The sequence below is a fragment of the Rothia sp. HMSC067H10 genome (assembly GCF_001810635.1).
GTDB classification, from domain to species: domain Bacteria; phylum Actinomycetota; class Actinomycetes; order Actinomycetales; family Micrococcaceae; genus Rothia; species Rothia dentocariosa.
On the sequence record NZ_KV802317.1, the window covers coordinates 467,368 to 492,228 of the forward strand.

Here is a 24,861-nt window from a genome sequence, read left to right on the forward strand (position 1 = left end):
CCACCGACCTGAATTTTGGGTTCCGAAGCAAGTAAACACCTTCAATAAAATGTTGTACCGTCTATTAAACCGGTAATAGCACACAAGACATTATGCAATAAAAAAATAACCCCTCCTACAACCGAACCGTAGGTAGGGGTTACCCTTCTCGAAAATTCGAGATTATGCTAGGCGTGAGTAGTACTCAACAACCAGCTGCTCATCGCAGACCACAGGGATCTCTTCGCGCTTGGGGGCGCGTTCGAGCTTAGCGTGCAGCTTCTCGATTTCGACGTTCAGGTATGCCGGAACCTCAGGCAGAACTGCCTGGTTCTCGCCCGCAGCTGCGACCTGGAAAGGAGTGGTCTTCTCAGACTTCGGGTGAACGTGAATCAGCTGACCGGGCTTGACGCGGAACGAAGGACGATCCACGCGCACACCGTCAACCATAATGTGACGGTGTACAACCATCTGACGAGCCTGTGCAATGGTGCGAGCAAAGCCCGAACGCAGAACCAGAGCGTCAAGACGGGTCTCAAGGTGCTCAACCAGGTTCTTACCGGTCTGACCCTCGACACGCTTTGCTTCAAGGTATGCGCGGCGCATCTGTGCCTCACGAATGTTGTACTGAGCGCGCAGACGCTGCTTTTCCTTCAGCTGGGTAGCGTAGTTAGAATCAGCCTTCTTGCGGGCACGACCATGCTGACCGGGGCCATAAGGACGGCGCTCAAGGTACTTTTCTGCCTTCGGGGTCAGTGCGATGCCCAAAGCACGGGACTGACGCACGGTACGGCGGGTGCGGTTATTTTTAGCCACAATTACCTTTCATAGTGCAGAACCCTCATGTATTCACGCTAAGGGCTCTTATCTTTTTGGAGCTGGCCTCCTCGGTTTACCCGCACCGGGTGGTGGGGCGGAGAGTTTGGGGCAGAGTACCCCAGCACTACGTCAGCGTTATTCCTAAACCAAAACACAATATACTGCGCTATATAGTAGATATAACGAGACTGCCAGACCCATCAAGTCTACCGTGGTTCGCATTCAGAATCTAGCTGAGTACCGCACAAATTTTGTGTTCTCAACCATGCGCAAGAACACATTATGACACTCCCTCAAAACTTTATGACAGAAGTTCCTTTACCGAATCTTTACCATGTCATAGAATATAAGGCAGTACACCGGATGTGCGACCGACTTCCGGGCTCATAAGAGTCTGGTGCGCATTCGGAGTTTATCTATCACATCTCACTCTAGCGGTATACACCACGGCCGAGGTGGTGCATACCGCTTTTCTGTTCGGTTAGCTATCGGCTCGATTCAGAATTTCTCGGATACGCTCGCGCCGTTCAGCCAGGGTTCGTTCAAATCCGTATGGCGTCGGCTCGTAGTAGACCTTATCCCGCAAGGTATCCGGCAAATACTGTTGAGCCGCTACATGCCCCGGCTCATCGTGCGCATAAATATATCCGTCGCCGTGTCCCAAATTGGCGGCGGCCGCATAGTGGGCGTCTCGAAGATGAGCTGGAACCTGCCCCGAAAGCCCAGATCGTACATCCGCTATTGCCTTATTAATAGCCACGTATGCCGCATTTGATTTGGGCGCTAAGGCACAGTAGATCACCGCCTGCGACAGAATAATACGCGCCTCTGGCATGCCGACCAACGCCACCGACTGGGCGGCGGCGGTCGCTACTTGAAGCGCCTGCGGATCGGCAAGACCGATATCTTCACTCGCCGCAATCATAATGCGCCGCGCCACAAAGCGTGGGTCTTCGCCGCCTTCGAGCATGCGCGCTAGATAGTGGACGGCGGCATCAGCATCGGAACCGCGTATAGATTTAATGAAGGCGCTAATCACGTCGTAGTGCTGATCGCCACCTTTATCGTAGCGAACGGCAGCACGGTCAACGGCTTCCTGGGCATGTGCCAGAGTAATGCGCACGGGTTCGCTAGGGTTTACCTCTCCCCCAGATTCCGCGTTCTCGTCCGGGGATTCGACCTGTTCATGCTCACTGAAGGCTATGGCAGCGGCGGCTTCTAAAGAAGTTAACGAGCGGCGTGCATCGCCACCGGAGACTGCGGCAAGGTGGGCACGAGCATCTTCATCAATCACAGCAGCACCGTTGAACCCGCGGGAGTCTTCGAGCGCTCGGTTAATTAAAGACTCAATATCGGCTGGCTCCAAAGAATGCACCCGGAGCAAAAGTGAACGTGAAAGAAGAGGCGAAATCACGCTGAACGAGGGGTTTTCCGTCGTTGCCGCCACAAGAATAACCCAGCGGTTTTCGACTCCGGGCAGCAGCGCATCTTGTTGAGCCTTTGTAAACCGGTGAATCTCGTCAAGAAAAAGCACTGTTGTGGTGCCGTACATGTCACGGTCTAAAAGTGCTTGGTCCATAACGGCGCGAACGTCTTTAACTCCGGCGGTGATAGCGGAAAGTTCGACGAATTTACGCCCCGGCGCACGTGCGATGACATGCGCCAATGTGGTTTTCCCGGTGCCGGGAGGGCCGTACAAAATAACAGATGAAGGTCCTGCTGGTCCAGACTTATCGGCACCGGCAAGCACACGAAGCGGAGACCCTGGGGTCAGCAGATGGGCTTGTCCAAAAACTTCATCGACATGACGCGGGCGCATACGCACTGCCAAGGGCGCTTGGGATGCGGTATGTGAAGACGGTACGGACGCAAATTTTACGCGATCTTCGTCGTCTGGAAGGTCAAGGTCAAAAAGCGAATCTGCCATGTTTCAACTCTACCGTGCGTACACGCGGCATCTAGAGGGTTTCGCTATCGAGAATGAGGGTTACCGGTCCGTCATTAACGAGTTCAACCTGCATATCGGCGCCGAAAACTCCTGTTTCAACACGGAGCCCGATAGCGCGGAGCTTCTGGACAAAAGCCTCAAAAATCGGCTCGCTAACAGCGCCCGGAGCCGCTTTCGACCACGACGGGCGCCTACCTTTCTTTGCATCTCCATAGAGAGTGAATTGACTAACGGCGAGAACGGGCGCATCAACCTCAAGCGCGGATTTTTCGCCATCAAAAAGGCGCAGGTTAGCGGTCTTATCCGCCATTTTCGCCAGTTGTGCCTCGCCGTCCTCATGGGTAATACCGACGAGTGCAAGATACCCGGTTTCTTCAATCGCCCCAACGATTTTATTCTCTACACGCACGGATGCGCGGCTTACACGCTGCAAAATAACTCGCATGGGTATGCTCTGCCTTTCGATGTTTATAAGACGTTCAGATACTTCCGCGAAGCTGTACCGCTTGCAGAAATTTCTTTGCTTCACGGGGTGTTCGGAATTCGATATATCGTTTGTCAGGGTGATTTCTGCGTGCTTCGGCCATCAGAGGCGCATATTTAGGGTAGCTGCTCCAGGTGTAGCGAATCATATTTTCGGGGTCGGTAAAAACGCTCCACAGAGGCGGCTCAGTATTTCCGGCCCAAAGTTCTTCACGAGTCACTGCTCGGTGCAGGGTTCTTCGAATAACCCGCTGCTCAACAAACCATCTCGGATAATGCAGGTAAATGACGGTATCAGCACGCTCTAGAAGACGCTCACGTACCTGCGAATACTGCCATTCTGTAATCCACGAATCCTGCGCCGCGAGCTCATCCACATCTGCTTCAAAACTGGGGCGGGGCGTCCAGTTCTCGCCCCAGTGCAAAGAATCCATTTCGGTATGCGGTATGCCTAAAATCGCACCAAGTCTTCCGGCAAATGTGGTTTTGCCGCTGCCACTGGCGCCTGTCATGAGGATGCGCATAGGTTCATGCCTTTCGTACGGGGACTCTTTCCAGAATAGCTAACCCATACACGAATGCGCGCCGAAACGACGAAAGCGGGCTGCATATACACCGTGGTGTATATGCAGCCCGCTTTCCTCTCAGCGCTCACACGCAGGAATTTTCAAGTAAGAACTACTTCTCGTCTTCATCCTTCTTCTTCGGCTTGAAATCAACGCCTGCTTCCTTGCGCTGCTGCGGCGTAATCGGCGCGGGTGCGGCAGTCAGCGGGTCATAGCCGTTACCGGTCTTCGGGAAGGCAATAACCTCGCGAATCGAATCTACCCCCGCAAGAAGCGAGACAATGCGATCCCATCCAAATGCGATACCGCCCATCGGGGGCGCGCCGTACTTGAAGGCGTCCAGCAAGAAGCCGAACTTCTCCTGTGCTTCTTCCTCGCCAATTCCCATGACCGCAAAAACACGTTCCTGCACGTCACGGCGGTGGATACGGATAGAACCGCCACCGATCTCGTTACCATTGCAGACAATATCGTAGGCGTATGCCAGCGCCGAACCGGGGTCCTTGTCGAAGGTATCCAAGAACTCGGATTTTGGCGCCGTGAAGGCGTGGTGCACGGCAGTCCATGCTGAGTGCCCCAGCGCGACATCTCCTGACTCGGTGGCCTCTGCGGCAGACTCGAAGAGAGGCGCATCCACAACCCACAGGAACGACCACTCGCCGTCCTTGATAAGGCCGGTACGGTGACCGATCTCAACACGGGCAGCGCCCAGCAGAGCACGCGCCTGTTTAGCTTCACCGGCGGCGAAGAAGATGCAGTCCCCGGGGTTGGCGCCGGTTGCTACAGTAAGACCTGCACGTTCCTCATCGGTGATATTCTTCGCAACAGGACCAGTCAGTTCGCCGTCTTCCTGCACGAGTACATAGGCCAGACCCTTCGCACCGCGCTGCTTTGCCCATTCCTGCCATGCGTCCAGGGTGCGGCGCGGCTGAGAAGCACCGCCGGGCATCACCACGGCACCCACGTAGGGAGCCTTAAACACACGGAAAGTGGTGTTGGCGAAGTAATCGGTAAGTTCGGTCAGCTCAAGACCAAAACGCAGATCTGGCTTGTCGGTACCGTATTTCTCCATCGCTTCGGTATAGGTCATACGGCGAATAGGACGGGGAATCTGCACATCAATCAGGTTCCAGACAGCCTCGACAATGCGTTCGCCCAGGTCAATAATATCGTCCTGATCTACGAAGGATGCCTCAATATCGAGCTGAGTGAACTCAGGCTGACGGTCCGCGCGGAAGTCCTCATCACGGTAGCATCGAGCAATCTGGTAGTACTTTTCAATGCCGCCCACCTGCAGGAGCTGTTTAAACAGCTGAGGTGACTGCGGCAACGCATACCAAGAACCAGGTGCCAAACGCGCAGGAACCAGGAAGTCACGGGCACCTTCGGGTGTTGATCGGGTAAGAGTGGGGGTTTCAACCTCTAGATAACCGTCATCAGCAAGCAGGTTGCGTGCCGCGCGGTTAGCGTCGGAACGCAGGCGCATGATGCGAGCGGGTTCGGGGCGGCGAAGATCGAGGTAACGGTAGCGCAGACGCGCCTCTTCACCAACCTCAACATGCTCGTCAATCTGGAATGGAAGCGGTGCCGCAGTATTGAGAACCTCGACCGCAGAAACTTCAACCTCAATTTCACCGGTTGCAAGATTCGGGTTTTCATTTCCCTCGGGGCGCCTGGTCACCTGACCGGTTACACGCAGAACGTACTCATTACGCAGGTGTTCAAAATCATCTTCGTTATGGAACACGCATTGGGTAACGCCCACGCGATCACGCAAATCGACGAAAGCTACGCCGCCGTGGTCACGACGACGAGCTACCCAGCCAGTGAGGGTTACGGTTTCTCCGATGTTGGCGGCGGTGAGCTCGCCATTGGTATGGGTGCGAAGCACTGCATTCCTTTCATTGCAGGCACCTCACGACTATAGACAGTAGCCGGGTGCATGCGCTTGATTTTTAAGATACGCACACTGCGTGCGCATTTTCCCATTGTAATGCCGCCACGCACTATAGTGTGGCGACACCCTCAATATTTTATGAGCTGATGCTCTCGGCAGGCACTACACGCACGTTCAGGTCTTCTTCTGGAGGCATCCAGCTCGCGGGGTCCGCAGTAACTTGTTCCCCCGAACGGATATCCTTAACCTCGTGCGCCAGCTCGCCGTTATCCCCCGTCGAAATAAACCATACGAAGGGAATACCGCGTTTTTCAGCATATTTGATTTGCTTACCGAATTTGGCTGCATCCGCCGAAACTTCACAGGCGATACCACGCGACCGGAGTGCATCAGCAACATCGTTAGCGGCAGACCAGCCTTCATCATTAGTGAGGGCGATAAATACCGCAGAGGGAACCTTACGGGTAGCCTGCGCAAACCCCTGCGAGAGGATGCGCGCCACCAGGCGGGTTACCCCAATTGACAGCCCGACTCCGGGATAGGTTTTCTTCCCGTTCGAGGCCAGCGACTCGTACCGACCGCCCGAGCAAATCGACCCCAACGATTCATGCCCCACGAGCACAGTCTCGTAGACAGTACCGGTGTAATAATCCAGCCCGCGTGCAATAGAGAGATCGGCGAGAACTTTTCCGGGGGCGCGACGGGCAGCCTCATCGATAACTTCCGCAAGCTCGGTAACACCCCGATCAAGAAGTTCATGCTCAACTTTGTACCGTTCAGCGAGTTCACGAACCTGAGCTACAAAAGATGAATCCTCAGTACGAATCTGCGCAAGCTCTAGGGCTGCCTGAGCCTGTTCTTCAGAGGCACCAACCTCACGCTGAAGTTCCTGCGCCACCGCATCCGCGCCAATTTTTTCAAGTTTGTCAATGGAACGCAGCACCGCGGCTGTATCGGTAAGTCCCAGCCCAAGATAAAAACCCTCAGCAAGCTTGCGGTTGTTCACCCGAAGTTTGAAATCGGGAATAGGAAGTTTTGAGAGTGCATCCACGACAACGAGAGCGAGGGTTACATCGTAGCGGAAAGGCAGTTCACCATCACCCACGACATCAATATCAGCCTGGGTAAACTCACGTGCACGCCCTTCTTGTGGGCGCTCGCCGCGCCAAACTTTCTGAATCTGGTAGCGAGAGAATGGAAAATTCAGATACCCGGCGTTTTCAACGACGTACCGCGCGAAAGGCACGGTCAGATCGAAATGCAGAGCAAGTTTTTCTTTAGCTTTAGTGGCGTTATCATCCAGCAGGCGAGAGACCGAGTAAACTTCCTTATCAATATCACCCTTGCGAAGAAGCTGCTCAATAGTCTCAACCGAACGGGTCTCAATCGAAGAAAAACCGTGAAGCTCGAAGGTCTTACGCAGAGTGTCAAGAACATGGTTCTCAACAAGTCGTTCAGCCGGTAAATACTCCGGAAAACCAGACAGCGATGCCTTACGAGCCATATGCTTCTCTCCTTGAAATCGTGGTATCAGATGTGCGCCATATTATGTGACGCGCACAGCCTTTTAATCATAGCAAGGATGCGCCCACAGCGAACCGCAAAACTTCGCGCCTATTCTGGCGCGTCACATGCCGCTATAGGATGTATAAACTGTATACACCCGCTATGCTGTATAGATGCGCTATATGTTTCGACCTATAGCCATGAGACGTTTTCCCGGCATGACATAGAGCCTATTCTTCCGATTGGTTTTTCATGCCCCTAGTGAATGAGAGTTATAGCGGTGACTATTAAATCCGACGACACCCAGGTAAACCTTGAGCAGGCACGTAAGTTTGGTCGTGTATCCGATGACGGTCATGTTTTTGTGATTGTTGAGGGTGAAGAGTACGCCGTAGGGCAGTTGCCCGGTGCATCCGAAGAAGAAGCCCTGGCATATTTCGCCCGCAAGTTCGAGAACGTTGAGGCACAGGTCTCTCTGCTCGAATCGCGTGTTGAGAATAATTCCCCAGCGGCAGATCTGCAAAAAGGTATCTCCTCCATCGGTGCGCAAATTGGTGTGCGCAATATGGTGGGCGATTACGCAAGCTTGCAGGAGCGCCTGTCCGCATTGAACGAACGCATTATTAAGCTGGGCGAGGCTCAGCAGCAGGAACGTGCCGAGAACCGTGAACGTGCTCTGGCGGCGCGCGAAGAGATCGTTGCTGAGGCTGAGCAGATTGCGGCTCAGGATGTTGAGAAAATCCACTGGAAGAATTCTCACGCCCGTATGAATGAGCTCTTCGATGCGTGGAAACAAGCACAGCGTGAAATTCATTTGGCAAAATCAGTTGAGGACGAGCTGTGGAAACGGTTCCGCGCCGCCCGCACCACCTTCGACCGCAACCGTCGGGCGCATTTTTCGCAGCTTGACGACCGTAACGCCCGCATCAAACGCGCGAAGGAAGAGTTGATCGCTCGCGCTGAACAGCTGTCTTCTTCAACCGATTGGTCTGAGACCTCACGTGAATACGGCAAGTTGATGCGTGCTTGGAAGGAAGTTCCACGCGGTTCTCGCCGTGAGGACGATAAACTGTGGGCGCGTTTCCGCGCCGCTCAGGATGTCTTCTTTGATGCCCGCAACGCCGCCGAAGCACAACAGGACGAAGCATATGCCGAGAACCTCAAGGTTAAAGAGGCTCTGCTAGTTGAAGCTCGCGCCCTGTTGCCGGTAACCGATATTTCTGCCGCTAAAAAGGCTTTTGAGAAGATCCTTGATCGTTGGGATGCAGCCGGTCGAGTTCCGCGCGCAGATTTGCGCCGTATAGATTCTGAGCTTCGTAAGATTCAGGATGAAATCAACGGTACAGAAGCCGCTAAATGGAAGAAGAACGATCCCGCTAAGGCAGCCCGCGCAAACTCGCTGCTCACCCAGATCCAGGATTCGCTCGCCGAGCTTGAGTCTGAGCTACAGGCAGCACAGGCTTCCGGCGATGCTAAGAAGATCGCCAAGGCGCAGGAGGCTTTGGAGGCGCGCCGCGCCTGGGCGGCAACCCTTGAAGGTTTCAACGCCTAAAGCTTGTTACTCCTTTCTTACGAAGGTACAAAAATTCCGGGGTGTTCCCTATCTGGGAGACCCCGGAATTTTTGTGTTTATCTGCCTAGCTATGCCCTGCTTACACGCTTTACACACCCTGCGCAGATTTTCATGCACCTACTGTATAGACTATGCAGCCGCTGGTTTGGCACCGGTGAGACGATAAGCCTTATAGACGCCCGCAACGTTACGCACAACGTTCAAGACATGCTCCAGCATAAACCTGTCCCCTAGCTCAACCGCAAACCGGTCGATGACAGTACGATCCTCAGAGGTATGCACGCGCGCATCCAGAATACTTACTCCAGCCTCTGAAATAGCTCGGATGAGGTCGCTGAGCAGACCCTTACGGTCCAGACCCTCCACCTGAATCTGCACGCGGTACATGACATCAGGTGAGGAAGCCCACTCCACCGTGGTAATACGGGGCTCCTCATCGGCATTACGCATATTGGGGCAGTCGCGCCTATGTACCGAAATACCGTTGTACCGAGTCACCATGCCAATAATGTCATCGGGCGGAACCGGTGTGCAGCATCGTGCAATCTTCGTCAGCACGCCCTCGGCACCTGGAACGACCACGCCGTTATCACTGACGGCACGATGAGTCTGCTTAAGCAGGGTCTCATCAAAGTCGCTAACCTCAACCTCAGATTCTTCAATCTGGTCGCCGTTATAGAGCTCGACAAGAGAATTAATCACCTGCTTTGGCGATATTTCGTTCTCACCAATTGCCCGGTATAGTGTTGCAACGTCATTCTTGTGCAGCTGTTGAGCTACCTGCGTCATGAGCTCCGGGCTCATCATCTTCTGCAGCGGCAGCTCATTATTGCGCATGCTCTTAGTGAGAGCTTCACGCCCGCGATCCAGAGCCTCAAGACGGCGTTCTTTTGCGAAATGCTGACGAATCTTTGTTCGCGCTCGTGATGAACGCACGAATTTGAGCCAGTCCTCGCTGGGACCAGCATCCTCATTTTTGGTGGTCGTAATTTCGACTGTTGAACCCGTGGGCAGTACTGTATGAAGTGGCACTAGACGCCCATTCACCTTAGCGCCAACGGTACGATCCCCCACTTCAGAGTGAATAGCATAAGCGAAATCCACAGGGGTTGAACCGGCGGGAAGAGCGATTGCTTCACCGTCGGGGGTGAGCACCACGATCTCATCGGTATCGAGAGTTTCCGCCAAAGACTCATAGAATTTATCTGACTCAGGGTTGGAATTAGAGATTTCGGCAATAGACTGCAAAATCCCCACATTCATGGCAGAGGTATGCGCCCCCGGCTCGTGTTTCTGCTGGGTTATTTTCTCGCCCCGCGAAGCCGCTTTATATCGCCAGTGTGCAGCAACGCCGTATTCCGCTTCCTCATGCATCTTATAGGTGCGGATTTGAATTTCCAACGGTAAATTACCCGGCCCATAAACTGTCAAATGTAATGATTGATAATTGTTATTTTTAGGATTCTTAATATAATCTTTGAAACGCCCCGGCATGGCGGGCCAGAGTGAAAGTATATGCCCTAAAACGGTGTAACATTGTTCTTCCGTTTCGACCATAATGCGCACCGCGAGAATATCGTTAATCTCGTCAAAACTACGCCCTTTGGTTTTCATTTTTTGATGGATGGAATAGTAATGCTTCGGGCGACCCGTCACCGTAGCCTCAAGACCCACCGAGTCTAAACGCTCTGTAATCGTGCTGCGTGATTCATCAAGAAATTTTTCAAGTTTAGGGGTCCGCTCCCCCACCATGCGCACGATTTCGGCATATATTTCGGGGCTCATCGCGGCAAATGACAGGTCCTCAAGCTCCCACTTGATGGTGTTGAGTCCCAGGCGATGGGCCAGCGGAGCATAAATTTTAAGAGTTTCTTCAGCTTTCCGCGCCGCCGACCCTGCAGCTACAAAACGCCAAGTACGTGCATTGTGCAGACGATCGGCAAGTTTGATAAGAAGCACGCGAATATCTTTACTCATCGATAGCACGAGTTTGCGAATAGTCTCGATGGATGCGTGCTCGCCATAGGTCATTTTGTCGAGCTTTGTCACACCATCAACAAGGTAAGCAACCTCTTCGCCGAACTCCTCTGTGAGCTCTTCCATGGTGTATTCGGTGTCTTCGACTGTGTCATGCAGAAGCCCCGCTGCCAAGACAGGACCGGTCGCGCCCATTTCAGCAAGAATCGCGGTCACGGCAACGGGGTGGGTAATATACGGATCGCCACTTTTACGTTTTTGACCTTCGTGATATTTATTCGCTATTTCAAAGGCACGCTGCAGAACTTGAATATCTTCATCGGGGTGATATTTCCGCACGGCGCGTACAACAGGCGCTAAAAGCGGTGAGAAACGTACGGACGCGCTTTCGTTGGCTCCCCCAGATGTTGAAAGCATGCGGCGACCAAAAACCAAACGGTTAGGCACACGTCCGGATGCCGCCATCACACGGTGAGAGCCACGCACAATTTTCTTAGGCGCCTGCGTCTGCATGCCGCCTTCGTTATCGGGGATTACGGGAGATCCTGCTGCGCTCATCTTTCTGCCTTCTTCCTCGTGCCCTCCACGTATTGAGAATCATCGTCGACCCACGCATCACCATAAAACCTGCGATATTACGATATCTTGAGTGAGACTCTCATGTGTTTATTTATCCTACTCACTGTTGTGCAAATGCGGCAAACTCATACAGTGAAACTTTCAAGATTTATTGTAGGTGTTACATAAACCATAGGGGGCGCTCTTGTGAGAACGCCCCCTATGATTATTCACTTATATGCCCCAGTCAAGTTATTGGTCTGCGTTTATAACGTTGACTTCAAAACTCGGTTTACGGCGTTTACGCGGTTTATCATCGTCATCCTCAGATGCGGCATCCGCCTCTGCCTGACCACTTGCGCGGTATTCCTCAACCTTACGTGTGTGGGCAAGAATCTTCCGCTCGCCCAAACGTAGGGTTCCATAAAGCGGCACCGATACGAAGAGTGTACCGACCATGCCGACCAGAATACCGACGAACAATGACAGTGAGAGATCTTGCAGAGTACCGGCGCCCAGCATAAACGCGCCGATAAAGAGGATCGAACCCACCGGAAGAACACCAACAATAGCGGTGTTAATTGAACGTACCAACGTCTGGTTCACCGCAAGGTTAATGTCTTCCGCAAATGTCCTGTCTTTACGGGAGAAAGCATCCTCGGTGTTCTCACGGATTTTATCGAAAACCACCACCGAGTCGTACAGTGAGTAGCTCAAAATCGTCAAGAAACCGATGATCGCACTCGGGGTAATCTCGAATCCGAGAGCCGCGTAAATTCCTACCGTAACAACTACGGTAAAAAGCAACCCGGCTATAGAGGCCAGCGACATCTTCCACGTGCGGAAATAGAACGCCATGCCGATCAGGGCAAGGATCACGAACACGATCAACCCGAAGAATGCCTGGCGAGTTACATCTTCGCCCCAGGTAGGACCAACGTAAGAAGAGGTTACGTCGTTCTCGCTCACGCCATAAGCATCTTGCAGAGCTTTCTTAACACTGAGGGTTTCATTATCAGAGAGCTTGCTCATTTGAGCACGGATAGTTCCGGGGGCGATATTTGTAACACGCACATCCGATGCCGAGGGTGCATGCTCTTTCACGGCGTTTTCGCCCTCAGATACCTCAGTGTGGGTGGTTCGAGATACCACAAATTCCGAGCCGCCACGGAAATCAATACCCAGGTTAAATCCACCGCTTACAAGTGGTATGGCAACAGATACCGCCATCAGCAGAACCGCAAGTAATAGCCAGAGGCGGCGCTTGCCGATGAAAGGATAAGACCGAGCACCCGAGTGCAAGTCATTACCGAAGCGCGCAAAAACATTAGGCTTAACTTCAGCAGCCATGATTACGCCTCCTTCTCATCATTTGTTGTTTCTTCCGCAGTGGCGGCGCGCTCAGCACGTCGACGCTCCGCAATACTAAGTGTAGATTCCTTTGACGAGCGGAAACGACCGGCGCCTCGGTATAGAGGCGCTGCCCCCAAGGATTCCGGTGAAAGCCCGGAATGGCGGTGACCCTCGCCAAAGTATCGTGTATTTGCAAGCAGAGTAAGCGTCGGGTGAGTGAAGAGATAGACCACAACCAAGTCGGCGATCGCGGTAAGACCCAAGGTAAATGCGAAGCCCTTCACCGAACCAACCGAGACCACATACAGCACTACTGCCGCTAGAAGGTTCACAGCCTTAGAAGCAAGGATTGTTCGGGATGCGCGCTTCCACCCGTGACTGACAGCCGCTGGTATTGTACGTCCGGCCCGAATCTCATCACGAATACGCTCGAAGTACACAATGAAGGAGTCTGCTGTCGCACCAATTGCCACAATCAAACCGGCAACACCCGCCAGGGAGAGGCGATAGTTTAGGGCCCATCCCAAAAGCACAATGGCTTCATACGAGATAATGCCCGCGACCACCAGAGAAGCCATGGTCACAAACCCGAGCAGGCGGTACTGGAACAGTGAGTACACAAAGACCAAAAGCAGACCAATCAGACCGGTCAGAATACCCACTTTAAGCTGCTCTGCGCCCAAAGTTGCAGAGATCTGCTGCTCTGACTGAATAGAGAAACTAATCGGGAGAGCACCGTACTTCAGCTGATCGGCAAGATTCTTAGCTTCCTGCTCTGAGAAGTTACCGGTAATCTGCGGCTTGCCGTCTGCGATAACCGCCTGCGAGACGGGCGACGACAAAACCTTACCGTCGAGCATAATAGCGAAGCGGCTGCGGGGATCGTTCGGGTTCTGACCGCGAATAGCGTTCAGACGAGCCGTCACCTTCTTAAAAGTTTCACGGGCCGATTCGTTGAACTCAATATTCACGGTCCAGCGACCGGTGTTAATACCCTGCCCGCTAGTTTCTTGCGAGTGACTTGCCGTCGAAATATCGTTACCATTGAGTTCTACCGGGCCCAAAATGTATTTCTCGTTGCCATCGGTAGAGCACGCCACGATAGCTTTCTTGGGGTCTGCCGTTTCCGCATCTTCATTATTGCCCGCGGAGCAATCTTTAGCCTCGAACTCTTTATAAAGCTCGGGAGTAATCCAGTTGGTATCTGAACCATTATCCTCCTGTGGCTCTGCGGTAGGCTTTGGGAGTTTATCGTCAGGAGTGCGTGATTCCTCAGGTACTGCTGTACCGGGAGATGAGGACTGCAGCACCGCGCGGAAGGTCATGTTGGCTGATGCCTGAATAAGCTCACGGGTTTCTGGGCTGATATTTCCAGGAACCGAAACCACAACGTTGTTTCCAGAGCCGAAGGACGTCGTAACTTCTGCTTCCGAAACGCCCGCACCGTCAACGCGCTGACGAATAATTTCAACGGCCTGTTTCAGCTGCTCTTGGCTAACGTTGGTGTCGTTCGACCCGTTCACTTTGGGTGAGAGGATCATCTGGGTACCACCAGATAAATCAAGTGCTAGTTTTGCTCCCCACGACCCACCGGCTTGCGTGGTACCGAAAATACCAGCGGCCATAAGGATCATGAGCAAAACCATCGAGACGAGGGCGCCTCGCGCGGCTGCAAGCGGTGAACGCCTAGCCATATGTGCCCCTTACTAGTTCTATCTTCTAGATATTCTTATGTGCATGAGATAAGGAGCTTCCCCTTTTAGCGGCGAAACTCCTTGACCAGTTATTCTTTGGTCTCTGAAACGTCAGAGCTTGTTTCTTCGGATGCGCCAGCACCTTCGGCAGAATCTTCAGCAGCCGTAATAGCCTGCGCAATCGAGTGTGGGTTAATGGTGATGACGGTGCCTTGAGCAATCTCAAGTTTGGCTTTCTGCGCCTCAGCATCAACAGAGACAATTTTGCCGTACAGACCCCCACGTGTCATGACTTCGTCCCCGGGTTTAAGCGAAGCGATCATATCCTGCAGCGCTTGGAACTGACGCTTCTGCCGCCTAAAATTGCTGTAAATCAAGAACCCAGCAAAGACGACGACAAGAATCATCATAAGCGAATTGACGTCCATATGTTTCCTCTCCGTAGGCGCAAGCCCACCGCCGCAGGTTGGTAATTCCTACGGATATTTTGACGTTTTATCTGTGCACTACCTATCCATCCTACGCGAGAGGGCTGTGTTTCCCTACTCGTTTCATGATCTGCGTGTAGATTTTCTCAAGCATTATTCGCCGTTTTGACAATGCTCGGGCACCTTTTATGCGGATAGCTAACGCACCATTTTTAGCTTATACCCCACACAAAGGTATATCCCGACAAAGACAGTGCCTGTACCTAGTCTCCGATCTCGCTGAGCAACAGCGAGTACTAGAGGCTAATTTCAGGTGCCTCAAGCCCCAAATGCTCCCAGGCGGCAGGCAGTGCTACGCGCCCGCGCGGAGTGCGACCAATGAGACCCTCACGCACCAGATAAGGTTCAGCGACAGTTTCTACAGTTTCGGTTTCTTCTCCCACCGCGATGGCTAGAGTTGAAAGGCCCACCGGCCCCCCACCGAATTTGTGGATAAGAGACTCTAAAACGGCGCGATCTAGACGGTCGAGGCCGCGCGCATCCACCTCATACATATCAAGGGCGGTCGCGGCGCCATGAGAGTTGATATCGTGAACATCATTGACGAGTGCCCAGTCTCGCACACGGCGCAGCAAACGGTTTGCGATACGCGGGGTTCCACGCGAACGACCGGCGATCTCGGCATATCCTTCACTTGTGATACGCATATCCATCAAACCGGCGCTTCGGCGAAGTACAAGTTCTAACTCGGGCACAGAATAGAACTCAAGGTGCCCGGTAAAACCAAAACGGTCACGCAGCGGACCGGGAAGCAGACCTGCCCGGGTTGTGGCACCTACCAACGTAAATTGAGGAAGCTCAAGCGGAATCGAAGTTGCTCCGGCACCTTTGCCAACCACAATATCCACACGGAAATCTTCCATCGCCATATAGAGCATTTCTTCTGCTGGGCGGCTCATACGGTGTATTTCGTCAAGAAAAAGTACCTCGCCCGGTGTGAGCGAAGACAGAATCGCAGCCAAATCACCCGAATGTTGAATTGCTGGCCCGGAGGTAATACGAAGCGGTGCCTCCATCTCAGCGGCAATAATCATTGCCAGGGTAGTTTTGCCCAGCCCGGGAGGGCCGGAAAGCAACACATGGTCGGCACTGCGCCCACGCATTTTCGAGGCTTCGAGCACGAGAGAAAGCTGTTGACGCACGCGCTTTTGCCCCACGAAGTCGTCAAGCGACTTAGGACGCAGAGCCGCCTCAATCATTTTCTCCTCAGGTTCTTCTTCCATTGCAACCAGACGTTGCCCAGGAACCTGCCCTGGCGCGTATCCGCCGGATGTAGCGTTATCGTATGGATTCTGAGTCACAATATCGTCCTTTATGGAAGAGAACACCGAGTCTTCTTAGCCTACGGCACTGGCGTGCCGCTAATGCCGCCCCACCGTATTCTGCGCTCCCAGAGAGGCAAGTACCCCTCGCAGAGCAACGCCCACGGCTTCCTTTTCTGCAGCTGGGTTATGCTGCACGTAAGCGTCGATTGCGGCATCTGCGTCTTTTTCGCTCCACCCTAAAGAGGTGAGCGCATCCATAACCTGGGGCTTCCATGCGATGCCCTGGGCGGGAGCGTTTTCTTCGGCCTGACCTTCGCTCAAAATGAGTTTACCAGCCAGTTCTAGCACAATGCGCCGCGCACTTTTCGGCCCGATCCCCGGGACTTTGGTAAAGGCTTTATCGTCGCCGGTTGCAACGGCTCGCTCAACCTCGGTGGCAGTATGCACGCTCAAGACGGCAAGGGCAATACGCGGACCAATCCCCGAAACCGAGAGCATCATCTCAAAGACCTCTCGCTCTGCAGGTTCTGCAAACCCGTAGAGAGTCATGGAGTCTTCGCGCACGATCATAGAGGTCAACAAGGTTGCAGTGGATCCCGTGCGCAGATTTGAGAGGGTACGTGCTGTGGCCCGAACGAGCATACCAAACCCATTGACATCAAGAATTACGCTCTCTAGCCCTACATGGGTTACATGCCCCGTTAACGACGCAATCATCTTTTCCCTCTCTTGTTACCTTGCGGACCCTACCAACGTGGGTGCCATCATCCAGTATATTAGAATATTTTTCTGAATGTACAGTTTATAGCAATCTTTATCGAAAATATTTCCGATATAAGTTTAGCGTCGTGTCTTTGCCTCAGCTTCAAGCCAGATTCGTTGTGCCGGTGTCAGCTTCGCATGCTGTGCACGCACGGGGCGTGACCCCTGGTGAGTCTGCGTATTCGCTGACATATTAATGCCAGAACCAATGCCGCCACCACGCCAGCCATGACAGATTGCGATCGCTAGGGCGTCTGCCGCATCGGCGGGTTTAGGAATTTTTTCCAGCCCCAAAATCTTGGTAACCATACGACCGACCGAGGCTTTATCTGCACGCCCCGAGCCGGTAACGGCGGCTTTCACTTCAGAAGGCGTATGAAAGAAGACCGGAATGCCGCGTACTGCCGCGGCAGAAATAACCGCCCCAGAGGCATGGGCCGTACCAATCACCGTATTGACCTGCTCCTGCGCAAAAATGCGTTCAATAGCAAGAGCATCAGGTTGATAGGTATCAAGCCAGGTTTGCGTAACGGTAAAAATCCGCAGAATACGCTCATCAAGAGGCTCAGCAGCGGCGGTTCCTGCGATCCCCACATTGATGAAGCTGGCTTTGCGGGTGGCGGTCATATCTATCATGCTGAGCCCGCAGCGGGTAAGCCCCGGATCTACACCCATAATGCGGGTGGTGCCAGCAGAGCGCAGCTCATTACGAAGAGGATGGTTTTCTTGCGTAGATGCGTTCATGGTCCTCTTTCGTCGTTGCGCTGGCGGGGCTGTATATAGTTCATGCCCGAGTGGCTGCGATGCCGGTGTTTGGTACCGTATCGTAACCGTGCTCGGGCATGAGATTAAAAGGCGTTTACTCTGCCTCTAGCTGTTCTATGACGTCGGCAGAGACGTTGGCGTTGGAGTATACGTTCTGCACGTCGTCAAGTTCTTCGATGGCATCTGCAAGTTTGAGGAATTTCTTAGCGCCTTCGAGGTCGAGGTCTACCTGCATGGTGGGGCGGAATACGGGGTCGTCGTTGTTGTAATCAAGTTCCGCTTCATCCAGCGCTTTGCGGATTTCAGGCAGGTCAGTGGGAGCGGATACAACCGTGAAGACATCGCCTTCGTCGAGAACTTCTTCGGCGCCTGCATCAAGCACAGCCATAAGAACATCGTCTTCGGTCAGACCGTCGGTCTTGGTAACTTCGGCAACGCCCTTGCGTTCGAAAAGGAAGGCGACCGAACCTTGATCTGCCATGGTGCCGCCGTTACGGGTGACTGCCAGGCGAACATCTGACGCCGCACGGTTACGGTTGTCGGTAAGGCACTCAATGTAGAGTGCGGTGCCCTGAGGCCCGCGAGCTTCGTACAGGATCTCGGTGTAATCGATGGTTTCACCGGTGAGCCCAGCGCCACGCTTAATAGCGCGGTCAATGTTGTCGTTGGGTACGGAGTTTTTCTTTGCTTTAGAGACGGCTAGGTCGAGTGCGGGGTTACCAGAAATATCTGCGCCGCCCATACGAGCCGCAACTTCAATAGCTTTAATGAATTTTGCGAAAGCCTTTGCGCGCTTAGCGTCAATTGCGGCTTTCTTATGCTTTGTAGTGGCCCATTTAGAGTGACCCGACATTCGTATCTCCCTTGTCTCTTCTTCGCCCGTGGCGGCGTACTTGCCCTGTTGCCACGTCACAATACTTTTACACTATACCGGTTTCGCGCGGTTCTCGGATAGTTTCATACCTGCGTTTCGCGGGGTGCATACCGTCAAAGTTTTGGTGTGCACCCCGCGGTTTGTTTGGATGTTGTGGCGAGTATCTGCCCTAGCGGGGGCGTTTCATAGCGGACGCGCGCGCTTTTTCGACCATCGAGTCATCAATTTTTTCAGGGGTGAACTCCCCATATTTGCGTTGTGCTGCCGCCTCAATCAGATAGTCCGAAATTTTCGGGTTCTTCGGCAGAAGCGAACCGTGCAGGTAAGTACCCACCACGTTGTGCACGCGAGCGCCTTCGTGATGATCTGTCGAGTTGTTCCCTACGCCTTTGGTCACGGTTGCCAGGGGCTCGCATCCTGCGCCGAGGTAGGTTAGTCCCGAGTGGTTTTCAAATCCCACGATGGTGCCGAATTCTTGTGAGTCTTCAACGATGTTGCCGATCAGACGTTCGTTGCCGCCGACCGTGTGGGCGTCAAAGATGTTGATACCTTTGAGGGTTTCGCCTTCGTGGGTGCGGAATTCTTTGCCGAATAGCTGGTAGAGCCCGCAGATCACGAGCATGGGCATGCCGTCTTCTGCATTCTTTTTGAGCTTGGATCCTATGGCGTGCAGGTCTTCTTGAATTACGGTTTGTCCGGAGTCTTGGCCGCCGCCTCCGATAATAATATCGACGTCGTCGGGGAAGGTATCTCCGGGGTTGTAGTCGAGAATTTCAACGTCGAACCCGTGGGCGTGTGCTCGGCGTGCCAGGGCTAGGGTGTTTCCCCAGTCCCCGTAGATGTTCATGTCTTTGGGGTATAGCTGAAGAATGCGCAGGGTTTTGCCGTTATTGGGGCTTGAAACCGGTTCTCCTGCAATGGTGTGGGTCATTACGAAACCCTTTCGACGTCGGTGAATTTGGTGAGCTCTTCGCGTAGGGCGAGCATTGCGGTGTAGGTGCAGAAGATTCGCATGGGTGCGTCGCCGCTGGTGGTGATGAATTTCCTGAGGGCTTCGCTGAGGTTTTCGTTGACGTCATCCACTCGTACACCGTCGTGTTCGAGGCGCAGCGCCATGTCCCAGGCGCGTACCCCTGAGACCATGTCTACACCGGTGTCGCTCAGTGAGTCGAAGTCTACGTCCCATAGCCAGGAGACATCACGGCCGTCTGCGTATTGGTCGTTGATGGTGATCATGGTGGCGTAGTCGTCTGCGCTGGCGCTGGCGAGTGAGAGGCGGAATCCGCTGGGATTCTTAACAAGCAGAAGCTGCAGCGGGCGGCCATTGATGTTGAGGGTTTCGCCGCGACCGAATGCCGGGGTGATTTTAGCGAGTTCGTCAATAAGGGCTTGTTTGTTGAGTTTTTCGCCCAGAACCGCACGGGTGAGGGCAATGGCACCGGCGGCATTGTAGATATTGTAAATACCGTAGAGGTTGATGTTTCCTTCGCAGGTTTCACCAGCGAGATCGAAGGTTGCACTGGTACCTGAGAACGCGGTGAGGGTAACGTCTGCGGAGGGCAGTTCGCCGCGATTGTTATTGATTCCGGCGCGCATTTCGTCGTCCGAGGGGAAGAAGGAACGCAGCGTTTCGTTGAGCCCAAAGTAGCTGATGTTTGTTCCGGTTTTTACGGATTGCGCAAGCGAGAGGATGCGCGGGTCTTCCCGGTTGAGCACCACAGTATCGGTGGTGGCTTCAGCTACAGTGGAGAGCATGCGGCGGGTTGTGTCAATTTCGCCGAATCGGTCGAGCTGGTCTCGCAGCACGTTCAGTAGCAATGCGTAGTTTGGTTTGACGGCTTTGACGAAGTGCACGGCGTGGGCTTCGTCAAGTTCTAGTACGGCAATGTCTGCGTCGAGTTTGCCACTAAGGTCCATCGCTCCGAGCAGTGCCGCCGCCACACCGCGCACGAAGTTTGATCCAGTGCGGTTGGTGAAGACTTTGAGCCCCTGTGCTTCGAGGAGCTGCACAGCCATTTTGGTGGTGGTTGTTTTGCCGTTGGTTCCCGAAACGACGACGACGCCATAGGGCAGTTTGGCGAGTTCTTCGGCAACAAATCGTGGGTGTAGTTTTTCCATCACGAGACCGGGGAATGCTGATCCGCCGCCACGCAGCGTGCTGGCGTAGCGAATGCCCTGTCCGAGAAGGCGAATTAGGGGTTTTGACATGTTCACCATTCTATACCGTTTGTGGTGTATTCCTGTGCGAGGGTTCTTCGCAGCGTAGCATCAGCTATACACCGGGCTGGATACCGCTCCCCTGGCTATAAGCACTAAGCATGCGACGAGATTTCCCTGTACGAGTTCCCTCAGAGAGTTTTGAACACGACGACCTAGAAAAGCGAGGTCTGTACCGTGACAGCGCTGAGGGTATCTGCCGGTTCCACCACATAATTAGCGAGTTCTGCGGTGTTGATCAGCACGGCGGCATCCGGGTCTCCAACATGAGCGGTCATGAATTTTCCTGCGGCTCCGGTGCAGAAGAAGCCTGCTTCGCGGGTTTTGAGGATGCTGGGGAATGCGTCAAGTGGTTCCGGGTTTTGCGCACGCAACGCCGCGTAAGGGCGGTTCATTGCCACGGAGGGAACCCAGGATTCATCTAGGGCGATAAGCTGCGTTAATAGCCCAGATTCGGTAAGTGCTTCATGTGCGCGCTCCACTGTGTTTTGATGCGCCTCCCGCAGTTGAGCCCCGGGTAGCGGTTCAGTCCAGGCTCGGTATTTACTCGCTACCTGTTTGACCTGCGGAATATTGGCGATGCGAGTTACCGCATCCTCAGCTTCACGAATCAGCAACCCATCGGGCGCCTGGGCTATATAGGTTGCTGTGGCGACGGCCTGCTCATCCAGACGACGCGGTGTTGAGTGTTGCGAGCTGGTGCCGACTTTAGAGCTTCCGTCAGGAAAAGTGGCGATATAAAGCCTGTGGGGTTGCTGCGCGTAGGCGCGCATTCCGGGGGTCAGCGTTCCCGCGTAAAGATGTGCGGTATGCAGAGCCGTGAACTCGTCATGCGCGGCGCAATATTCGCATTGTTTCCCGCTCTCTAGGCGGTTTCCCTGTGGGCACGCTACACGCTGTATCTGCCCGGTTTCTGTATTGCCGCGTGTGTATCCGGCGCAGAACTTTTGGAGGTTCCCGGTGCCGTCTAGCGCGAGCCGGAGTCCAAGAAACGCACCCGGAGTCACGGGAACGCTCATAACATCGCCGCTGGGTTTTATGTTTGTACCGCCTGAGGGATCCGCCAACAACATGGGTTCAAGGCGCAGAAAAGGCTGCCTTTCACGCCACTGAACATCACGCCAGATGAGGGCATGTGCATGTTCGACTGCTGTGGAAACATCAAAAATTGAGTCCAGCAGGTTGGGGTACCTCATACGTTCAGTGTAACCCTGCCTTTCACACGCGAATAGAGCTACCGTTTTCCTCTGAGGCTAGTACTCCTCATTCTTGAAGAATTCGTCGCTGCTGAGCGAGACGGAAAGCTTCTTCAAAACTTCGAGTTCTTTAATTTTCCAGCCTTCGCCCTTCACGTAGACGAACGTGGCTTTCATTTCTCGGTTCATACCGCGGTTGCGGTAGATTTTGTTATTCTGCAGGCTTTCCTCGTTATACCAGGCGTAGCGGTTGCGTTTGTAGGAATACGTCACCACCCATTCGGCCGAGTCCCCGGAACCGACTTTTTCCGAGCTTAGAATCTCTACCTTATAGAGCGGGTTCACAGGCCAATATCCCGCCGAGGTCATATCGTCAAACTTCATGGACTCTTCGGGCGTATCCCCGCGGTCTTCGGGGGTGCGGGTGTCAAACGTTGAAGGACGCTCGGTAAATTTATAGTCTTTGGTGAAGAATTGCAGCGACTCTTCATCAGTCATTTCGTGGTTCGTAAGAATCTCATATTCATGGAATTTTGCGAGACGTTTAAGCAACGTTTCTGGCCCTTCAAGCCCCTGCTCTTTGACTTTAGGGTCGAATTCAGGCTCGTGAACGTTATAAGCGGGGTGCTCTTCGGTAGCCGCAACAAATTCTCCGTTGTCATAACGGTTCTGTTCGCTGGGTGTCAGGGGTGCCTGTGCGCCGCTGGGTAAGAGTGCAGGCCCGCTGGGTTTGATCTTAGCGGGGGAAGGTTCTGCTGTTGGCGTCGGGTTGCCGCTGGCGTCGTCATAGGAGTTTCGGTTGTCCTCAGAGGCCGTGGAATTTCCGCCGCTGTGGCTCATAGGGGAAGATGCCACGCATCCAGGCGTAGCTAGAATGCAGCCCGTGAGAGCGAGAGATAAAAGGGTACGCTTGTACCCCGCGGCGGATGTTGTCATCAACAAACCAGCTTTCGAGAGTGGTTGGTATGCGGTTAATGTTGAAGCCGGAAGAGCGCTTCAAGCGGTGATGTTGCTATCTCTATCCTGCCACATGCACACGCTAAAAGCATTAATGTACCAGATGATGGTTGAGTGTGGAGGACTTCAAGAGCAATTTTGCGATTAAAGAGCAGGTCACGCGCGTATTTTTACGTCACGTTAAGACTTCGGAACACTCATGAAGTATACCTGCATACGCGGTTTAACGTGAATGTTTCATGGCCCTTCAAAGTAACATAACTGTCGGAAACGTTCAGGCGGGACTATGAGGGCATACGAGCGAACCCGTTGGCGATAATCTGGCGCATGTCATCAAGGGTTCGAGACATAGTTTTTGTATGGGCAATAATGGGCAGAAAATTGGTGTCGCCACTCCAGCGAGGGAGAATATGCTGATGCAGGTGATCGGCTATACCCGCACCCCCGACTTTGCCCTGATTCATGCCAATATTGAACCCGTCATTATGGGAAACTTCGCGCAAAACCCGCATCGCACGCTGAGTCAGGCGTGCCATTTCGAGAGTTTCTTCCTCACTCGCCTGATCGTACAGGGGAATATGGCGGTACGGGCAGATGAGCAGATGCCCCGGATTATAGGGGTATAGGTTGAGCAGAGCGAAGGCGTACTTTCCACGATAAACAATGAGCGATTCTTCATCACTGCGCGAAGGAGCCGTGCAGAATGGGCAGGTTTTCTCAGTATGGTCCTGCTGCCCACCGCTCACATAAGCGGTACGATGCGGTGTCCAGAGCCGCTGGAACGCATCGGGCACGCCGGGCAGCTCGAAGTCATCGGTGACGTTCGTATTCTGGGCATTCTGGTTTTCGCTCATATCCCCATTAAACCGTATATTTAACTCCGCGAGCGGCTCACGTGCGCTCTAATCTGAATCACGCCCCAGGCGCACCGCGATCTTCTGACGAATCACCGTGAGCGTCTGCTTAGTCTCTTCCAGCAGTTCCATAGGTTGCTCGGGCTCGTGATCGTCTTCTTCGTTATCAGTAGCAAGATTGCGGTGAGAGGCAAGAAACTCTTGCGTAAGTTCTTCGGGTGGATGGTGTACCGTGCCGTCACCCATACGGATGGCGAGCATGGCTTTCAGCTCGGCGATTTCGGCGTGAAGTGCCTCAATATCGGCTTTCGTTGCGGCGTGGTCTTCTTCGGTGACTCCGCTAATTTTTTCGATCACCCAGGTAGCAAGCGCACCGGTAATCACTCCGAACAGACCGACCCCGTATATCATGACAACAACGGCAATAACCCTGCCGGGTACGGTCACGGGGTATACGTCGCCATAGCCCACGGTCGCCAGTGTTGCGAGAGTCCACCAGTACGCCGTCCAGATATCTTTGATGAGGGCACCGGGTGCACCTTGCTCAATGGAGAAGATAGCAAGGGCCGCCATGATCACGAAGATCAGTGTGTACCCGAAGAGTTTAACGGCCAGTTCTGAGAGCAGTTTGTACTGTCGGTTGGCGGTCATGTGGAGCATCGCCAAGAAACTCACGATACGCCATGCTGGCAGAAGCACAATGGCGAGGTTCATCAGGTTGTGCGTGAAGAAGTAGATGCGCCGGGGCGCCAGGTAGAGACGCACACAATAATCGACCGCGAAAAGCGCCCACAGTATCATTTGGAAAATATTGAGGATGCCGTCAAGTGGTGCGCTAATGCGCGTGCTTACAATGGGTGCAGCGTAGGCAACAAGGTACAGGAGCGAGGCAATAAAAAGCGGTTTATCGGTGCGGCGTTCCCATTCGGTGAGCCCTTCTTCGCCGCGGGTAATCTTAGGGCGACGCTCATTGTGTGGGTGGTCAGCCGCAGCATCGGCGAAGGCAGTGTTCTCAGGCTCGGGTACAGTACGGGTCTGTGGTGTTTCTGTACCGTTTGCCTCTGCCATACTGCCCAGTCCTTACATGCTCTTCGTTGAAGCAGGTCTACTGTGAATTGCCGGTTCACGCG

At 53.7% G+C, this 24,861-nt stretch carries 21 protein-coding genes; 1 reads left to right on the forward strand and 20 read right to left on the reverse strand.

The genetic code is table 11. The features are described from left to right. Positions 1-162: 162 nt before the first annotated feature. The 6 genes from rpsD to hisS all read right to left on the reverse strand — a co-directional run bounded on the left by rpsD (position 163) and on the right by hisS (position 7,196). Positions 163-795 (reverse strand): 30S ribosomal protein S4, encoded by a 633-nt coding sequence (gene rpsD, locus HMPREF2756_RS09045; RefSeq protein ID WP_004004741.1) that lies wholly within the window; start codon positions 793-795, stop codon positions 163-165. Between the two features lie 484 nt (positions 796-1,279). Beyond that, a complete protein-coding gene (locus HMPREF2756_RS09050; RefSeq protein WP_070620460.1) occupies positions 1,280-2,725 on the reverse strand; it encodes a replication-associated recombination protein A in 1,446 nt (481 codons plus the stop codon). A 31-nt stretch (positions 2,726-2,756) separates the two neighbouring features. Next, positions 2,757-3,191, reverse strand: a complete 435-nt coding sequence (gene dtd / locus HMPREF2756_RS09055; RefSeq protein ID WP_004004743.1) for a D-aminoacyl-tRNA deacylase — start codon at positions 3,189-3,191, stop codon at positions 2,757-2,759. Between the two features lie 34 nt (positions 3,192-3,225). After that, positions 3,226-3,741 carry a P-loop NTPase family protein gene (locus tag HMPREF2756_RS09060; RefSeq protein ID WP_246825908.1) on the reverse strand — a complete coding sequence of 172 codons (516 nt, stop codon included), beginning with the start codon at positions 3,739-3,741 and terminating at the stop codon, positions 3,226-3,228. Between the two features lie 166 nt (positions 3,742-3,907). Further along, a complete protein-coding gene (gene aspS / locus HMPREF2756_RS09065; RefSeq protein WP_070620467.1) occupies positions 3,908-5,686 on the reverse strand; it encodes an aspartate--tRNA ligase in 1,779 nt (592 codons plus the stop codon). A 142-nt stretch (positions 5,687-5,828) separates the two neighbouring features. Continuing rightward, the gene (hisS, locus tag HMPREF2756_RS09070) at positions 5,829-7,196 is read right to left on the reverse strand and encodes a histidine--tRNA ligase (protein WP_070620470.1); all 1,368 of its coding nucleotides are present in this window, start codon (positions 7,194-7,196) and stop codon (positions 5,829-5,831) included. A gap of 282 nt (positions 7,197-7,478) precedes the next feature. Between hisS and HMPREF2756_RS09075 the strand changes: the two genes are divergently transcribed. After that, the gene (locus HMPREF2756_RS09075; protein WP_246825909.1) at positions 7,479-8,750 is read left to right on the forward strand and encodes a DUF349 domain-containing protein; all 1,272 of its coding nucleotides are present in this window, start codon (positions 7,479-7,481) and stop codon (positions 8,748-8,750) included. Between the two features lie 150 nt (positions 8,751-8,900). On the opposite strand, the gene HMPREF2756_RS09080 is transcribed toward HMPREF2756_RS09075, so the two are convergent. The 14 genes from HMPREF2756_RS09080 to HMPREF2756_RS09145 form a co-directional block, all read right to left on the reverse strand. Then, positions 8,901-11,306, reverse strand: a complete 2,406-nt coding sequence (locus tag HMPREF2756_RS09080) for a RelA/SpoT family protein (protein WP_070620476.1) — start codon at positions 11,304-11,306, stop codon at positions 8,901-8,903. Between the two features lie 252 nt (positions 11,307-11,558). After that, a complete protein-coding gene (secF, locus tag HMPREF2756_RS09085) occupies positions 11,559-12,656 on the reverse strand; it encodes a protein translocase subunit SecF (protein WP_070620479.1) in 1,098 nt (365 codons plus the stop codon). Between the two features lie 2 nt (positions 12,657-12,658). Beyond that, positions 12,659-14,353 carry a protein translocase subunit SecD gene (secD, locus tag HMPREF2756_RS09090; protein WP_070620482.1) on the reverse strand — a complete coding sequence of 565 codons (1,695 nt, stop codon included), beginning with the start codon at positions 14,351-14,353 and terminating at the stop codon, positions 12,659-12,661. 89 nt (positions 14,354-14,442) lie between these two features. Continuing rightward, positions 14,443-14,781 carry a preprotein translocase subunit YajC gene (yajC, locus tag HMPREF2756_RS09095; protein WP_070620486.1) on the reverse strand — a complete coding sequence of 113 codons (339 nt, stop codon included), beginning with the start codon at positions 14,779-14,781 and terminating at the stop codon, positions 14,443-14,445. Positions 14,782-15,077: 296 nt separating this feature from the next. Then, positions 15,078-16,064, reverse strand: coding sequence for a Holliday junction branch migration DNA helicase RuvB (gene ruvB, locus HMPREF2756_RS09100; protein ID WP_179918929.1), 987 nt, complete (start codon positions 16,062-16,064; stop codon positions 15,078-15,080). 138 nt (positions 16,065-16,202) lie between these two features. Next, positions 16,203-16,823: a Holliday junction branch migration protein RuvA gene (gene ruvA / locus HMPREF2756_RS09105; protein WP_070620491.1), complete on the reverse strand. Its 621-nt coding sequence runs from the start codon at positions 16,821-16,823 to the stop codon at positions 16,203-16,205. Positions 16,824-16,946: 123 nt separating this feature from the next. Beyond that, a complete protein-coding gene (ruvC, locus tag HMPREF2756_RS09110; protein WP_070620493.1) occupies positions 16,947-17,612 on the reverse strand; it encodes a crossover junction endodeoxyribonuclease RuvC in 666 nt (221 codons plus the stop codon). A gap of 115 nt (positions 17,613-17,727) precedes the next feature. Further along, positions 17,728-18,486 carry a YebC/PmpR family DNA-binding transcriptional regulator gene (locus tag HMPREF2756_RS09115; RefSeq protein WP_048778099.1) on the reverse strand — a complete coding sequence of 253 codons (759 nt, stop codon included), beginning with the start codon at positions 18,484-18,486 and terminating at the stop codon, positions 17,728-17,730. 190 nt (positions 18,487-18,676) lie between these two features. Beyond that, positions 18,677-19,438 (reverse strand): type 1 glutamine amidotransferase, encoded by a 762-nt coding sequence (locus HMPREF2756_RS09120; RefSeq protein ID WP_048754007.1) that lies wholly within the window; start codon positions 19,436-19,438, stop codon positions 18,677-18,679. Beyond that, positions 19,438-20,724 carry a Mur ligase family protein gene (locus HMPREF2756_RS09125; RefSeq protein WP_004004766.1) on the reverse strand — a complete coding sequence of 429 codons (1,287 nt, stop codon included), beginning with the start codon at positions 20,722-20,724 and terminating at the stop codon, positions 19,438-19,440. The genes HMPREF2756_RS09120 and HMPREF2756_RS09125 overlap by 1 nt, the downstream gene beginning before the upstream one ends. A 155-nt stretch (positions 20,725-20,879) precedes the next feature. Further along, positions 20,880-21,920 carry a DUF2797 domain-containing protein gene (locus tag HMPREF2756_RS09130; protein ID WP_070620496.1) on the reverse strand — a complete coding sequence of 347 codons (1,041 nt, stop codon included), beginning with the start codon at positions 21,918-21,920 and terminating at the stop codon, positions 20,880-20,882. A gap of 57 nt (positions 21,921-21,977) precedes the next feature. Continuing rightward, positions 21,978-22,775 (reverse strand): DUF6318 family protein, encoded by a 798-nt coding sequence (locus tag HMPREF2756_RS09135; RefSeq protein ID WP_238382379.1) that lies wholly within the window; start codon positions 22,773-22,775, stop codon positions 21,978-21,980. Between the two features lie 386 nt (positions 22,776-23,161). Further along, positions 23,162-23,731 (reverse strand): HIT family protein, encoded by a 570-nt coding sequence (locus tag HMPREF2756_RS09140; protein WP_070620503.1) that lies wholly within the window; start codon positions 23,729-23,731, stop codon positions 23,162-23,164. A gap of 48 nt (positions 23,732-23,779) precedes the next feature. Next, positions 23,780-24,799: a potassium channel family protein gene (locus HMPREF2756_RS09145; RefSeq protein WP_070620506.1), complete on the reverse strand. Its 1,020-nt coding sequence runs from the start codon at positions 24,797-24,799 to the stop codon at positions 23,780-23,782. Positions 24,800-24,861: the final 62 nt, after the last annotated feature.